A 15,079-nucleotide genomic window follows, 5' to 3' on the forward strand; every position below is an offset into this window, starting at 1 on the left:
TCACGCGGTAACGGAAACCGAAGTCATCATGCTGTCATCAATTCGCGCGCGGGTACTTGCGACGTGTGTCGCCATCGTCGCGGCGGCGCTGGTCGGCGCGATGACGAACGCGGCCTTCAAGCACATCCTGATGGTGCGCGACGCGCTCACGGACGTCTCGGGCGGCAGCGGCGACCTGACGAAGCGCCTGCCAGCCGACGGCGCGGACGAAGCCGCGCAGATCGCGCGAGCGTTCAACGCGTTCGCCTAGAAGATCAGTACGATCCTGCGGTAGATCCGCGATTTCAGCACGTCCGTGAACCTCGCGAGCGCAGAGATCGCGCAGGGCAACCAGGATCTGTCGGCCCGCACCGAACACGCGGCGTCGAGCCTGCAGGAAACGGCCGCCGCGCTCGAGGAGATCGCCGGAACGGCCCGCAACCCGGCCGATGCGGCGAGCCAGGCGAACCGTCTGGCGGAATCTGCGTCGGATGTCGCGCTGCGGGGCGGCACGGTCGTGCGCGACGTCGTGTCGACGATGAACGACATCACGCAGGCGTCGGCGGAGATCGCCAACATCGTCGGCGTGATCGACGGCATCGCGTTCCAGACCAACATTCTCGCGTTGAACGCCGCCGTCGAGGCGGCCCGCGCGAACGAGCACGGCCGCGGCTTCGCGGTCGTCGCCGGCGAGGTGCGTGCGCTCGCGCAGCGCAGCGCGCAGGCCGCGTGGGAAATCAAGCAGCTGATCCACTCGTCGGTCGAGAAGATCGAGGCGGCTCCGGGCTCGTGCAGACGGCCGGGGCGACGATGGACGAAATCGTCGACGGCGTGCGCAACATCACGAGCGTGATCGCCGAAATCAGCGTCGCCGCGAAGGAGCAGAGCACGGGGCTCGAGCAGGTGAATCAGGCAGTGTCGCAGCTCGACGATACGACGCGGCAGAACGTGGCGCTGGTCGAGCAATCGGCTGCTGCCGCGACGTCGCTGCGCGAGCACGCGGCCCGGCTCGCGCAGACGGTCGGCGAGTTCAAGCTCGCGGAGCGCGCGGTGGCGGTGTGATGGTTTGATTGACGGGGCCCGAGGGCCCCGGTTTCATGCGAAGCCAGTCCGGCTGGCGCACCCGCCGACGACGGGCGGGATTTCGTTTGTATCCTGCACCGGTCCGCTGTGCGTCGCCCACGCCGTGGCTGACCGTGATCGATCGCGGGTGGGCAGGCCGGTATCGCTGCCGTTCCGCTCAGGCAAGCAGCCCGCGTGCCGCCAGATTCGCATACAGCGCGCGCACGCCGAAGGTCCACGGCGCGATCTCCGTGCAAAGCCGCACGGTATTGACGAGTGCGCCGAGCGCGGGCGTGGAGATCGTGACGCGGTCGCCGAGGTGATGCGTGAATCCGCCGCCGGGCGCGTCGCGATCCTGGATCGGCGAGAACATCGTGCCGAGGAACAGCATGAAGCCGTCCGGATACTGGTGATGCGCGCCGCAGGTCTGTGCGACGAGGTCGGCCGGGTCGCGGCTGATCTCGCGCATGTGGCTGATGCCGTCGAGTACGAAGCCGTCGTCCGCGCCTTCGACGCGCAGCGACACACTGCATTGCCGCACGCTGTCGAGCGTGAAGCCGTCGTCGAACAGCCGCACGAACGGGCCGATCGCGCACGAGCCGTTGTTGTCCTTGCATTTGCCGAGCAGCAGCGCCGAACGGCCTTCGATGTCGCGCAGGTTCACGTCGTTGCCGAGCGTCGCGCCCACCGGCCTGCCGTCGCGGGCGACCGCCAGCACGATCTCCGGTTCCGGGTTGTTCCACACCGACACGGGCAGCAGCCCCACGTCCGCGCCGAAGCCGACCGCCGACATCGGCTGCGCCTTGGAGAACACCTCCGCATCCGGGCCGATGCCGACTTCCATGTATTGCGACCAGGCGCCGCGGCGTTCGAGCTCCGCCTTCAGGCGCAGCGCGGCTTCCGAGCCCGGCACGATCTTCGATAGATCGGTGCCGATGGTCGCGGCGATGGTGTCGCGTACCTCGCGCGCTTTGGCCGGATCGCCGCCCGCCTGTTCCTCGATCACGCGTTCGATCAGGCTGACCGCAAAGGTCACGCCGCACGCCTTGATCGCCTGCACGTCGCACGGCACGAGCAGGTGCGTCGCGCCCGGCGTGCCGTCCAGCGCGGCCTGCAACAACGGCTCGACACGGCCGAGCGAATCGCCGGCAGCGGTGCGCGCGATGGCGGCTGCATCGGGGCGATCGAACAGGTCGGCGGTGGTCGGCACGGTGCGCGTGATGTCGAACACTTCGCCGCCGCGCACGGCGACGACGCTCGGGCCCGCGTGGGCGCCATCGTGCCGCCAGACGCGGCCGATCAGCAGCGCGTGGTCGAGGTCGTGCGGCAGGCAATCGGAAACGGAAGGCGTATGCATGGTCAGCTCGGCAAGAGTCGGGGGCGGTGGGTCAGTGCGAATGGCGCGGGTTGCCGCGCTGCTCGATCACCTTCAGGTACAGCGTGGCCGGTTCGAGGCAGCCGCCGGTGGACAGCTGGCCGACGAACCGGCGATAGAGTTCCTGCCACGGCGTTTGCGCCTGCGGCACGGTGAAGCTTTCGGTTTCGCGGCGGCGCGCGAGTTCGTCCTCGTCGACGAGCACGTCGACGCTGCGGCGATTCAGGTCCACGCGCACGCGATCGTTCGTGCGCAGCAGCGCGAGGCCGCCGCCGACCGCCGCTTCCGGCGACATGTTCAGGATCGACGGGCTGGCCGATGTGCCGCTCTGGCGTCCGTCACCCATGCACGGCAGCGACGTCACGCCGCGCTTCACCAGTTCGGCAGGCGGCGCCATGTTCACGACTTCGGAACTGCCCGGGTAGCCGACCGTGCCGCAGCCGCGGATCACGAGGATGCAGCGCTCGTCGATGTTCAGCGCGGGATCGTTGATGCGCGCGTGATAGTCCTCGGGGCCGTCGAACACGATCGCGCGCGCCTCGAACGTATTCTCCGCGCCCGGCTCGGACAGGTAGGTGCGGCGGAACGCGTCGCCCACCACCGACATCTTCATGATCGCGCTGTCGAAGAAGTTGCCCGACAGCACCATGAAGCCGGCGCCATGCTTGAGCGGCGCGTCGGGCGTGCGGATCACGTCGCGGTCGGCGTCCTGCGCGGTGTCGGCGATCTCGCCGATCGCGCGGCCCGATACGGTCAGGCAGTCGCGCCGCAGCAGCCCGGCCGAATCGAGCTGGCGCAGCACGGCGGGCACGCCGCCGGCGCGGTGGAAGCTCTCGCCGAGGTAGTCGCCGGCCGGCATGCAGTTGACGAGCAGCGGCACCGATTCACCGAAGCGCTGCCAGTCGTCCAGGCTCAGTTCGACGCCCATGTGGCGCGCAATCGCGATCAGGTGCGGCGGGCAGTTGGTCGATGCGCCCAGCGCGGAGGCCACGACGATCGCATTCTCGAACGCCGCACGCGTCATGATTGTCGACGGGCGCAGGTCTTCCCGAACGAGCTCGACCGCGCGCTTGCCGGTCGCGTAAGCCATCTGGCCGCGCTCGCGATAGGCGGCGGGAATGCTCGCACAGCCGGGCAGCGACATGCCCAGCGCCTCGGCGAGGCTGTTCATCGACAGCGCGGTGCCCATGGTGTTGCAATGGCCGATCGACGGCGACGAGGCCGTGGTCAGCTGCATGAAGCCTTCGTAGTCGATCTCGCCCGCCGCGAGCAGGTTGCGCGCATGCCAGATCACCGTGCCCGAGCCGACCCGCTTGCCCTCGTGCCAGCCGTCGAGCATCGGGCCGCCCGACAGCACGATCGCGGGCATGTCGACCGTGGCGGCCGCCATCAGGCACGCGGGCGTGGTCTTGTCGCAGCCGGTCGTCAGCACCACCCCGTCCAGCGGAAAGCCGTGCAGCACTTCCACCAGCCCGAGGTACGCGAGATTGCGGTCGAGCGCGGCGGTGGGCCGGCGGCTTTGCTCGGCGAGCGGATGCACGGGGAACTCCATCGGAATGCCGCCCGCGTCGCGGATGCCCGCCTTGGTGCGTTCGGCCAGCTCGATGTGGTGGCGGTTGCATGGCGCGAGATCGCTGCCCGTCTGCGCGATGCCGATAATGGGGCGGCCCGACTGCAGTTCCTCGCGCGTCAACCCGTAGTTCATGAAGCGCTCGACATAGAGCGCCGTCATGTCCGCGTGGGCGGGGTCGTCGAACCATTCCTGACTGCGCAGGCGGCGAGGCGTGTGTGACATGGCAGGCTGTCTCCTGAGGGGCCTTTTTCATTTTATGTACCGGTATGATACCGGTAACATCGCTTGGATGTTAGCACGGGCTTTTTGCGTAGCGGAAGGGATTTCGTGCGCGCGTGGCGAAGGAGCGGGGCAGGGGCCGGTACGACGCCGCGCGCGTCGCGTCTTGGGATGCGCGCGGCCGTCGGCTTGTCAGGCGCTTTCCCGCGCGATGATCGTGTAGTCGATACGGATGCTTTTCGATTCGGTCCGCTCGCCGCCGTCACGCGCTTGCAGCGCCGCCAGCAACGCTTCGCCCGTGCGCAGCCCGATGCCGTACGCGTCGACCGATACGGTCGTGATGGTCGGATGGCAGCATGTCGCCACTTCGAAGTTTCCGAAGCCGGCCACGGCGATGTCGGCCGGCACGGCGAGCCCGCGCCGGTGACACTCCATGATCGCGCCGAACGCCGACATGTCGCTCACGCACATCACCGCGTCGGTATCCGGCCATTGCTCCAGTAGCGCGGCCATCGCCGGCCCGCCGTGGCTCATCGTGATCGGCGATTCGCCCAGCCGCACGACGCGCGGTTCGCCCAGCCCCTGCGCCTTGATCTCCGCCTGGTAGCCCTTGAGCCGGTCCAGGCCGCGGCGATCCAGTTCGCTCGCGCCGACCAGAAAGCCGATGCGCCGGTAACCGCGCTCGGCCAGGTGGCGCACCATCGCACGGGCGGCGCGCACGTTCGAGAAGCCGACGGCGGTGTCGATCGGGCGCGTGGGCAGGTCCCACATCTCGACCACCGGAATCGCCGAGCGCTCCAATACCTTGCGCGTCGCATCGGTGTGCTGCGACCCCGTCAGCGCGATGCAGCGCGGCTGGTGTCGCAGCATCGACCGGACGAGCCGTTCTTCCCGTTCCAGGTCGTAGTCGGTATCGCCGAGCAGCAGTTGCAGACCATGCGGCTCAAGCGCATCGGTCAGGCCGCGCACGGTGTCCGAGAAGTTGGAACTCGACAGCGACGGCACCAGCACCGCGACGAATTCCGAGCGCCCCGACGACAGCGCACCGGCAGCGGCATCCGCCACGTAGCCGAGCTGGTCGATGGCCTCGCACACCCGTGCGCGCGTTTCGGCGGCCACGCTGTGGCCGGCGAGCACGCGCGACACCGTCATCTTCGATACGCCGGCGAGGCGCGCTACGTCGGACATGCGGGGCGGCCCGGCGGGCCGGACGGCGGTGGGACTGGGCATCGGAATCGCGATCGGGAGAAGGCCGGAAAGGCTACATCATACCGGTGCGGCATACCGCGCAGGCGGGGCGCGGCGCGCCCGCCGCGGTGAGGGTCGCACTAGGGAAACCACGCGTCCGGCGGCACTTGTACACGCGTGTCGCCGCATGCTACCTTCGAATGTGTTACCGGTATCAGCTTGCCGATCGCTCCCGTCGCCTCGTCGGCTTTTTTTGGGTCCCGGATGTTACCGGTAACATAGATGCACGCAGCGCACGCGACGGTACGAAGAAGATCGACACAATCAGGAGACAGACCGATGCCATCCCTTACGCAGGCCGCTGCCGCGCCGGCCGCGGCCGACTCGTCCGAAGACGCCCTTTACCGCAAGGTCATGCGGCGCATCCTGCCGTTGCTGCTGCTCTGTTACGTCGTGGCCTACCTGGACCGCGTCAACGTGGGCTTCGCGAAGCTGCAGATGCTCGACGACCTGAACCTGAGCGACGGCGTCTATGCGCTCGGCGCCAGCATCTTCTTCTGGGGCTATTTCCTGTTCGAGATGCCCAGCAACCTGCTGCTGCACCGCTACGGCGCGCGCTTCTGGATCGCGCGGATCATGATCACGTGGGGCATCGTGTCGTCGTCGATGGCGTTCATCGTGCCGCTCGCGCAGTTCTTCCACGTGCAGACGACCACGATGTTCTACACGCTGCGCTTCCTGCTGGGGCTGTGCGAAGCGGGTTTTTTCCCGGGCGTCATCCTGTACCTGAACTACTGGTTCCCGGCGCGGCGCCAGAGCGTGGCGATGTCGGGCTTCCTGGTCGCGATCCCGCTGAGCCTGACGCTCGGCAGCGTGCTGTCCGGCTGGCTGATGGAGCAGACGCACGGCCTGTCGGGCATGAGCGGCTGGCAATGGATGCTGCTGCTCGAAGGGCTGCCGTCGATCGTGGTGGCGTTCATCGTGCTGGCCTGCCTCGGCGACGGTCCGCAGACGGCGAAGTGGCTGTCCGCCGACGAAAAGGCGGTGCTGTCGCGCAACCTCGAATCCGAGGCCGCGCACAAGTCGCACAGCATCGGCGCCGCGCTGCGCAGCCCGCGCGTCTGGTTGCTCACCTTCATCTTGCTGACGTTCAATACCGGTTTCTACGGGCTGGCCTTCTGGCTGCCGTCGATCATCCGCGCGTCGGGCGTGCACAGCCCGCTGCACATCGGCGTGCTGACGGCCATTCCTTACCTGACGGCGATCTTCGCGATGGTGTGGAACGCGTCGCACTCGCGCAAGACCGGCGAACGCCGCCTGCATGCGGCGATTCCCGCGCTGATCGGCGGCGTCTTCCTGATCCTGAGCGCGGCGTTCGCGCACAACGTGGCGCTGTCGATCGTATTCCTGACCATTGCCACCTGCGGCATCCTCGCGCTGATGCCGATCTACTGGACCTTTCCGGGGCAGATCCTGTCCGGCACGGCCGCGGCCGCCGGCATCGCACTGATCAATTCGGTGGGGAACCTGTCCGGCTTCACGGGCTCGATGATCACCGGCGTCGCCAAGCAGATGACCGGCAACATCAACAACGGGACTTATGCGCTGGGCGCTTGCCTGCTGATCAGCTGCGTGCTGATCGCGTCGATTCCGCGCGATATCCTGCGGCCGCCGGTGGGGCGGTAGGGCGTTGGCGGGACGTTACGTCCGGCCGGGGCGGGGGCATCGCGCCGCCTCGGCGCCGGATGCATCACGTCACGCGGCTCGATCTTGTGTGAGTTTGCTCGACCACCACACGCGGAATTCCGGCTACTTCCAGCCAGGGACGCCCGCGCGCGACTCCGCTTTCTCGTGAGCGGCCGTCATGCGTCCTCCAGTGCGGAGCGCACCTTGTCCCCGAGCGTGCGCAACCGGTCGACCGGTTCGTTCGAGAACACGAAACGGACGTACTGCTCGCCGTGGGCGACGCCCCATCCGGTCATGGCCGTCGCACATACGCCCCGGCGCAGCAACCGTTCCGACATCTGCGATCCGGTCAGACCGAAATCGGACACGCGCAGCAGCATCGACCAGCCGCCCGCCGGCATGCCGAACGGGAGCCCCGACAGTTCGGCGGCGACCGTGTCCCGCCGTCTCTCGAGTTCGCTCACGTAGCCAGGCAGATCGGATGCGGAATGTTCGAGCGCAACCGCCGCGGCCTCCTGGGCTATGCCGACCGGTACCACGACATTGGCGAGCGACACAGCCACCAGATCCGGAATCAGCCATTCCGGCGCGACGATCCAGCCGACCCGCCAGCCGATCATGCGCAACTCTTTCGACGCCGCGCCGACCGTGACCGTACGCTCGGCCATGCCGGGCAGGCCGGCGGGATGGATGACCGTGCGTCCGTCGAAAAGCAGCCGTTCCATCGCGCTGTCGAGGATCAGCAGCAGATCGTTCTGCACGCACAGGCTCGCGATCAGTTGCCAGTCGGACGCATCGAAGAAGCCGCCCGAAGGCATCGACGGAGACATCAGCAGCATGGCCCGCGTTTTCGGACCGATTGCTGCCCGCAGTGCCGCCTGGTCCAGCTTCCATTCGCTGCCCGGCGTGAAGGTGAACGGGACTTGCTTGGGCACGCCGCCCGCCAGGCGGATGCGGTTCAGCAGACCGGCGTACGTCGGATCGGTGACGATGACTTCGTCGCCCGTCTCGACGGTGGCGAGCAGCGTATTCAGAATGCCGGAGAGTCCGCCCGCCGACACCACCACCTGGTCGGCCGTGAAGCGCTGCCCCGAAAGCGCCGACACGTGGGCGGCAGCGCTCGCGCGCAGCCGATCCTGACCGACGAAGGGCAAATAGGAGTTGGCCGAGTCTCGCTGGATGGCTTCTCGGGTGAAGGCCAGCGCTTCTGAAGTGGGTGGGAGGTCGGTGTCGAGATTTTCGAGTCGCAAAAGGTCGACGTCGGCATGATCGGCGATCGAGCCCATGCGATCGACGCCGATGCCGGCAATGTGCTGCAGACGGACAGGGCGGTGGTGGTGCATCGGACCTCCGGGTTTGTTACAATTTAATAGATAATCTATGCATGGTGGTCGGGATGAATTTGGAAGTCAAGGAGGATCGCTCGCTGGCTGATCGGATCGCCAGCGCATTGGCGGACCGCATCATCTCGGGCGTCATCGCGCCGGGGGAGTGGCTGCGTCAGGACCACATCGCGGCAGAGTTCGGCGCGAGTCATGTGCCGGTACGCGAGGCGTTCAGACGGCTGGAAGCGCAGGGGTTGGCCGTGGTGGAACCGCGACGGGGCGTGCGAGCGGCGCCGCTCGAGCCGGCGGACGTGCTTGAAATGGCCAAGATGCGTGCTGCTTTCGAGGCGCTGGCGTTGCGTGAGGCGATTCCCGCGCTCGATGCGCGGGCGCTGGAGGAACTCGATGCGACCCTCGATCAGGAGGCCGCGGCGCGTGGCATCGCCGTGCTGGGCACGCTGAACCTGAGGTTTCATCGGGCGTTGACCGCGCCGTGCGGGATGCCGCGGCTCGTCGCCGCGATCGGCGACATGCATCGGGCCAGTTCACGGCATCTGTATGCGACGTGGCAGCAACTCGACTGGCAGGATCGCTCGAACGACGAGCATCGGGACATCGTTCGGGCGATACGCGAGGGGGATGTGGACGCGGCGTGTGCGGCGCTGTCCGCGCATATTCTGGCTGCGGGGGATGCGCTGGCTCAGGCGTTGCGTGGGCGGTAGGGATGCGGGTCAGGCCGGGGGCATTGACCGGTGCGGAAGGCTGGTATGGGGAATGGCTGGCGTTTTCTCTGGGGTAGCTATAGTCAAACGCGTCGGGCGGCATCCGGCCAGGAAGAGTCGCTCGACGCGATTGCCTGAATCGTCGACAATCAGTGTCGATGGATGACTGGGGCGTTAGAAAAGTGAAGCTCTACCGAGTTACAGCGGCAATCGATGATGTGTCGGGCGCGGCAATGACCCGAACAAGGTTCGGGACGCACACGACATTCAATGCCACCATAGACGGTCAGCGACAATACGCTGTGCAGATTCTCGGAACTGTTCGAGTTGAGAGCGGAATGATCGTAACCGCAGTACTCCGAAATCCGAACGATTGGCAAACATTGGAGGGTTGGCGCGACCATCAGAGTGGGCGCATTGAGGGCGTTGCCTCAATAGCGTCTCTGCGATTTGCCGCCATTTTGTTTGGTGCGCTTTTCGCGTCCGTCGTCGTTTTAGGGTTTGTTTTCAGGCCGGTTGCGGGCGAGCATCTACTTGCCGTTTCAATGATTTTAACTTTCGGCGCGGCGACACTGATACCCATTGTCGGTTGGTATCAGGGAATGCAAGTGTGGCGTGAGCTGCGCCTTGATCGACGATGACTGCCCCTAAACCGGTTGCGCGTAGCCTACCCGTCCCTCTTCGAATGGGCCCGCCAGAAGCTTTGAAGCCCCTTCGCAACTGAAGCGAGCAGCAGCAGAAGAAGAGCCAGCGTGATCCAGTCCTCTCCTCGCCACGTTGCTCGGTCCAAGACCGAGTGACTGGCATCGGCCGGGTCGAAGTAAGCTGGCAGCGTATAGCCAGCAGGGCGGGATAGCGCAGCTCGCTTGGCAAGTTCTTGCGATCCGTACCATGTCGCGTTGTAACCGTAAATGGTGCTGCTACTTTGACTCACATATCGACGACCGTGCACGATATACGAGTATGTCCACGACGGTGTCCAGATCCTCCCGCTCTTCTGGGATCGAGAAATTGTTTCCGATGATAGAACGGTCGCGTCGGTCGAGGACCATGACCGCTCTACTATCACGAAATAGACTCGCGACGCGGTCGCGTTTCCGATCCAGACGATGACACTCCCCGCCAGAACTAGAGTTGTCCAGACGATGATGGACATCCGCGTATTTGTCCTTGTTTTCACTTGTAATCCGTTGTCTCGGTTGAGATCGCTCTTTTTTGGCCTGGTTGAAGTCGTACACGGGGACAGACGGGCCGAAATAGATCAAGAGTCTCAATTCCCAAGGAATACGCGTAGCTTTGGACGTAGCTTTTCTAGCCGGGCCCTGTCAGATAACGCGCAGGTACTGCTGCATCGTTGGGGTGACGGTTGCAGGTGCTGCTGCGAGTTAGGTGCTCATGTGAACGGAAAAAGTTGCTTTGGCCCGCCGAGTTTACCAGTGGGCCGGACGGGATCGCACGAAGTTCGCCATCCGGTGGTGGATTCAACCGGTCGATGCAACACACTAGAAGCTGCGTAAGCAGTGGAGGTGTTGCATCGACCGGTTGAATCCACCGTCGGTAGCGGCCCATCGCCAAAACTATCGGCGTAGGTCTCGGCGTGGCTTTGTGCGTCAGGCCTTGTCAGATAAAGCGCAGGTACTGCTGCATCATGGGGGTGACGGGTGCAGGTGCTGCGGTGGGTTGCGTGCTCATGTGACCGGAAAAAATTGCTTTGGCGGCCCGAGTTTACCAGCGGCACGCTCCTGATCGCTCGAAGCTGGCCATCCGCTCAGGTGTCCGCGATGACGGGCGGCAGCTACCTGCCCATCTTAGCTACAGAAAAACTGCTGGTTCATTTTCGCGAATGCAGCAGGCGTCGGCTGCGATTGCAACCACGCCAGCACTAGCTGACCGCATTCAGCGCTACTCGAAGATGATGTGTCTACGATGAAATCGTAGTGCCGATTAGCGTGAATCGAGTGAAATTGAGACTCGGCCAGTCCGAGCTTACGGTCGCCGCGGTTCTGTTCACGCTCCATCAGGACTTCGAGCTCACAAAAAACGCCAACGATCAGTACCGGTAGCCCGATCATGTCTTCGAGCATGTAGCGCCACGCCTCGGGCGAGAGAACATGATCGACGATCACGGCCTGGCCGTGTCTTGAAAATGTAACCGCCGTTGCATTAATTGCTCGACACAGGGCTGCTACGCGAATTCGTGCCAACGGCTTTTCGACGTCCCAATAATTGGCAGGCTCCATCTGCCGGAATGCATCAAGCTCGACATGTAAGTAGCGTTCCTGCAGGTTCTCGCACAGATACTTGGACAACGTCACGCAAATTAAATCTGTCACTCCAGAATCCTCGCGGAGCAAGCGGTCCCGCGGCTAAGTTGACGATATTATTAACAGTCTCGCCAAAATAAAGTCGTCAATTCGCATCGCGGACTTCGAACCCCGACCGTAAGGCCCCGATTCCATAACCCTGGAGCTTATGATAGGACTTTGCGCTTACCTTGTCCGCCCCGTCGAATAGCTGACTGAGGCCGCCTAACCGATCGACACCGGAACAGAAAGCGGCACTGGATTCAGACCGTCGCCAGCACCAGCCGTGTGGGCGTCTCTCCGAGAAGCAGCGCATCGGTGCGGTTCGATAAATAACGCTGATTCAAATCGTCCGGCGTCCACGTGGTGCAGTGGCCGAAACCCAGCGAGACCAACGTTTCGACAAGCGTGTCGGGCTCGAAGAAGCTCTTCCACGGCTCCCCGCGCTCGGCGAATTGCGACGTCATCTGCTCCATCGCGATACGCAGGATCGGCGGCAGACTCGACAGCGGCAGAGCATAGTCGAACAGCACCGCGCTGCCTTCGGAACAATCGACGACGAAACGCAACGTATCGATGACCGCCGCCTCGTCGAGATACATCGTCACCCCAAGCCAACTGAATATGGCCGGCGCATCCGCGTCGAAACCGGCACGTGCAAGACCCTCGGCCAAGCCGACGCGCTCGAAGTCGACCGGTACGAAATGCAGCGATGGCGGCAACGCGATGCCGGCCTCGCGCAAGCGCGCTTGCTTCCATGCCTGCGTCGCCGGCAGATCGAATTCGAAGATACGCCCGGCCGCATGGGGATGCCGGTACGCGCTGGTATCGAGCCCCGCGCCGAGCACCACATACTGGCGAACACCTCGTTCGATCGCCGCCGCCCACACGTCATCGGCCAACCGGCTGCGTACGATCACCGAACTGCGCAGTCCGACCGAAGCCGGATGCCGGAACCGGTCGATGTTGTCGTGCACGGCCTGGGCTTCAGTCGCACCAAGGACAGCGAGAGCGACCGGATCGTCCAGCACCAGAGGCCGATCGAGCAACTGGTGCGCAGCCCGCTGCGTGGCTACCATCAACGCGCTCGGCTTGGGTCCGGCGTTGGCTGCGATCACGCCGTGGCCAGCGAAGTTCGCCTGGTGCAGATAGGCAAGCAACGCGTCGTCGATGCCGACACCGAGCTGCAGATCGGGCTCGCGCATCATTACATCGAGCACGCGCGCCTCGAGCACCTTGTCCTCCCCGCAGAAGCTGTCGCGAAACAATTGCTGCCAGCGCTTGACGATCGCCTGTACCGGTGCCGCCCCTGCATCGACCCCGTCTTCCATCTGCGCGCGCAAATCGCCTACCAGCGCGGGCCAGGCGCGGCTGTTCATCATCGCGAACTGGCGACTACGCACTTCCCTCATCTGCGCCGCACCGAGATACTTCGCGAATAGCGCGCAGCGCGCGTGCACGAATGCTTCATTGATCCACGCCAGCATCGGCGCGGTGATGCCGACGAGTTGTGGTGCACGCGGCTCGTCGAGCTGCATTGTCATCAGCTTGGCGGCGAGCGTTGGGTCATTGCGGGTCATCCGCACCACAAGCCGGATCCAGCGCCATGCGAGCGCCACGGCTGCGTCGCTGTCAGTCGGCAATGGCCGTTGCACGGCCTCGCGAACTTCGTCTATCAGCGCGGACCATGCCGGATCGGTCGACGGCATCGACTCAGGGCCGGCCGCCAGCAGCGCATCGAATTCGTCGTCATCGAGGTGTTTTTGAACCATGTTCATCAGCTCCAGAGCATTCAGCCAGTCGGTTGTCGTGGTCTCGCCGTCGGTGGCGAGCATGTCCACGATGTATCGCAGGTGACGACCGAGACGCTGCGCGCGCGACGCCTGCGCGTCGAGTTCTGCGATCTGGCGCTGCAGAAGCAGAAGCGGTGCATCGGCGAACTGACCATCGAGGCTGGCCTTGATGTCCGGAAGCGAATACCCGAACCGCTTCAATGCTTCGATGCGGTGCAGCCGGATGAGATCGTCGCGCCCATAAAGGCGCGCACCGCCCTCGGTACGCTGCGACGGCGACAGCAACCCGATTGCATCGTAGTGATGCAACGCACGGACGCTAAGTCCCGCCTTCTTCGCCAGATCGCCGATTTTCAGTCGCATTTTTCCCAGTCGTCGGTACCGACTATAAAAGCTGACGCAACGTCAGGTGCAAGGGAAATATAAAAGGTTGTGCAAGCAACTTTCAACGCGTGATTTCCTCCCACGGCCTGCGATCACTTCTCCGCGACAAGTGCGTGCATTCTGCCAATTGGCGCGTTTGTTCTCACGGTGAAACCCATTCGCCTCAATTCGTCCGAAAGCGTATCAGGATGCAGCCGGAGCTTTTGATAACTGCTCTTGTGAAGCGTCCAGGCTCCCGCTTCTCGAACATGGACAAGGTCATTGACAACAACGGCATCTGGGCCATATTCGAGCATGCACGTCATGATGCGATCGCGATCAGCGCGAATGGGGAAAATCCGGTCCAACCCCGTTAGCTCGATGGAGAGATCCCGAAAAGTCAGGATCAGAAGGCCCGACGGTTGCAAGACATCTCGCGCCTTCCTGAACACGTCCTTCACGTCCTGCATGCTGTCCAGGTGCGTGAGCGTGTCACCCATGCACACGATTGCCTCCGCAGACCGAGGAACGACCAGGCGATCCAAGCCTCGCAGATCAGCGAAGGCCGTCTCGATTGGAAGATCGCCCTTCTGGTTATTGAGTTCGTCTAGTAGCGTCTGGCTCGTATCGACAGCAACGACTTTTTCGAAACCCAGGCTCGCGAGTGCAATCGACTGGAATCCGGGCCCGCTGCCGAGATCGAGTGCTGTTCCATGCCTGCCGGCCACTACTCCCAGCGCCTCGAGCAGTTTTCTTTGCTCATCCACTTTGTCCCGGAAAGGCATTCCAAACATCCAGGTGTAGTGCTCTGCAAGGAGCGTATCGTAGTGCCGCGAGATCGCATTCGTCATTGCGTCACCATCGATGTCTTAGTGCCCGTTCACGATCTCGACGATCGCTTCGATTTCCACCGACATCCCGTTGGGTAGCGAACCCATCCCAACCGCCGACCTGGCGTGCCGACCGCGATCGCCTAGTACCTCCACAAACAGGTCCGAGCAGCCGTTAATGACCTTCGGATGATCGCAAAAGTCCGGCGCTGCGTTCACCATGCCGAAGATTTTCAAAACGCCGGCAATGTGATCAAGCGATCCTGCCGCCTGTTGAATTGTCGACAAAAGCTGCAGACCCACTTGACGGGCATCGGCATAGCCTCGTTCGACACTGTAGTTCCGACCTAATTTCCCGCTGATAATCATGCCGGAAGCATCGCGTGGCCCCTGACGGGATAGATAAAGAATCTGGCCGGATCGCCGCCAACTCACGAAGTTGGCGATAGGAGAAGGAACTGGAGGCAGTACTAACCCTGAACTTTTGAGTCGCTCTTCGGTAGTCATAGCAGTCCCCGGTTTTGGTGATCGGTTTGAACCAGAAAGGTGCGACGGCTTCGCTCATCAGTTTGACACGTCTGCCGGTGCCTCCATCACGATCGCCTCCGCGTGAGTGAGGTACCTTTCCTCGTATCACGATTTCCGACTCGCCCACAACGAT

12 protein-coding genes and 1 pseudogene are annotated in these 15,079 nt (G+C 64.0%); 4 read left to right on the top strand and 9 right to left on the bottom strand.

Annotation, left to right across the window (positions count from 1 at the left end; genetic code table 11):
• Window positions 1-34 precede the first annotated feature (34 nt).
• Window positions 35-1,041: pseudogene (locus tag AB3K92_RS01705) on the top strand (methyl-accepting chemotaxis protein); the annotation flags it as partial.
• A gap of 178 nt (window positions 1,042-1,219) precedes the next feature.
• Here the strand turns inward: AB3K92_RS01705 and AB3K92_RS01710 are convergent.
• The 3 genes from AB3K92_RS01710 to AB3K92_RS01720 form a co-directional block, all read right to left on the bottom strand.
• Entirely contained in the window at window positions 1,220-2,398 is a 1,179-nt protein-coding gene (locus tag AB3K92_RS01710) for a fumarylacetoacetate hydrolase family protein (protein ID WP_059492899.1), read from the bottom strand.
• A gap of 31 nt (window positions 2,399-2,429) precedes the next feature.
• Complete coding sequence (locus AB3K92_RS01715) at window positions 2,430-4,211, bottom strand: IlvD/Edd family dehydratase (RefSeq protein ID WP_059555383.1); 1,782 nt, start codon at window positions 4,209-4,211, stop codon at window positions 2,430-2,432.
• A gap of 189 nt (window positions 4,212-4,400) precedes the next feature.
• Window positions 4,401-5,438, bottom strand: a complete 1,038-nt coding sequence (locus AB3K92_RS01720) for a LacI family DNA-binding transcriptional regulator (protein WP_174392705.1) — start codon at window positions 5,436-5,438, stop codon at window positions 4,401-4,403.
• 297 nt (window positions 5,439-5,735) lie between these two features.
• Here AB3K92_RS01720 and AB3K92_RS01725 point away from each other — a divergent pair, with 297 nt between their 5' ends.
• A complete protein-coding gene (locus AB3K92_RS01725; protein ID WP_059855893.1) occupies window positions 5,736-7,082 on the top strand; it encodes an MFS transporter in 1,347 nt (448 codons plus the stop codon).
• A 176-nt stretch (window positions 7,083-7,258) separates the two neighbouring features.
• On the opposite strand, the gene AB3K92_RS01730 is transcribed toward AB3K92_RS01725, so the two are convergent.
• Window positions 7,259-8,425: a pyridoxal phosphate-dependent aminotransferase gene (locus tag AB3K92_RS01730; RefSeq protein ID WP_301853465.1), complete on the bottom strand. Its 1,167-nt coding sequence runs from the start codon at window positions 8,423-8,425 to the stop codon at window positions 7,259-7,261.
• 53 nt (window positions 8,426-8,478) lie between these two features.
• On the opposite strand from AB3K92_RS01730, the gene AB3K92_RS01735 reads away from it, so the two are divergent.
• Together AB3K92_RS01735 and AB3K92_RS01740 are read left to right on the top strand one after the other, a co-directional pair.
• The gene (locus AB3K92_RS01735; protein WP_230941490.1) at window positions 8,479-9,129 is read left to right on the top strand and encodes a GntR family transcriptional regulator; all 651 of its coding nucleotides are present in this window, start codon (window positions 8,479-8,481) and stop codon (window positions 9,127-9,129) included.
• 158 nt (window positions 9,130-9,287) lie between these two features.
• Window positions 9,288-9,770, top strand: a complete 483-nt coding sequence (locus AB3K92_RS01740) for a hypothetical protein (protein WP_141667350.1) — start codon at window positions 9,288-9,290, stop codon at window positions 9,768-9,770.
• A gap of 26 nt (window positions 9,771-9,796) precedes the next feature.
• On the opposite strand, the gene AB3K92_RS01745 is transcribed toward AB3K92_RS01740, so the two are convergent.
• The 5 genes from AB3K92_RS01745 to AB3K92_RS01765 form a co-directional block, all read right to left on the bottom strand.
• Entirely contained in the window at window positions 9,797-10,285 is a 489-nt protein-coding gene (locus AB3K92_RS01745; protein ID WP_081052508.1) for a DUF3592 domain-containing protein, read from the bottom strand.
• Between the two features lie 652 nt (window positions 10,286-10,937).
• Window positions 10,938-11,462: a chloramphenicol phosphotransferase CPT family protein gene (locus AB3K92_RS01750; RefSeq protein ID WP_162175309.1), complete on the bottom strand. Its 525-nt coding sequence runs from the start codon at window positions 11,460-11,462 to the stop codon at window positions 10,938-10,940.
• A gap of 233 nt (window positions 11,463-11,695) precedes the next feature.
• Window positions 11,696-13,588 (bottom strand): SAM-dependent methyltransferase, encoded by a 1,893-nt coding sequence (locus AB3K92_RS01755; RefSeq protein WP_301853462.1) that lies wholly within the window; start codon window positions 13,586-13,588, stop codon window positions 11,696-11,698.
• 113 nt (window positions 13,589-13,701) lie between these two features.
• Window positions 13,702-14,439, bottom strand: coding sequence for a bifunctional 2-polyprenyl-6-hydroxyphenol methylase/3-demethylubiquinol 3-O-methyltransferase UbiG (locus AB3K92_RS01760; RefSeq protein WP_042977713.1), 738 nt, complete (start codon window positions 14,437-14,439; stop codon window positions 13,702-13,704).
• 18 nt (window positions 14,440-14,457) lie between these two features.
• Window positions 14,458-14,925, bottom strand: a complete 468-nt coding sequence (locus AB3K92_RS01765; protein WP_301853461.1) for a RidA family protein — start codon at window positions 14,923-14,925, stop codon at window positions 14,458-14,460.
• Window positions 14,926-15,079 lie beyond the last annotated feature (154 nt).

This window comes from Burkholderia sp. Bmkn7 (assembly GCF_041103175.1).
GTDB lineage: Bacteria > Pseudomonadota > Gammaproteobacteria > Burkholderiales > Burkholderiaceae > Burkholderia > Burkholderia cepacia.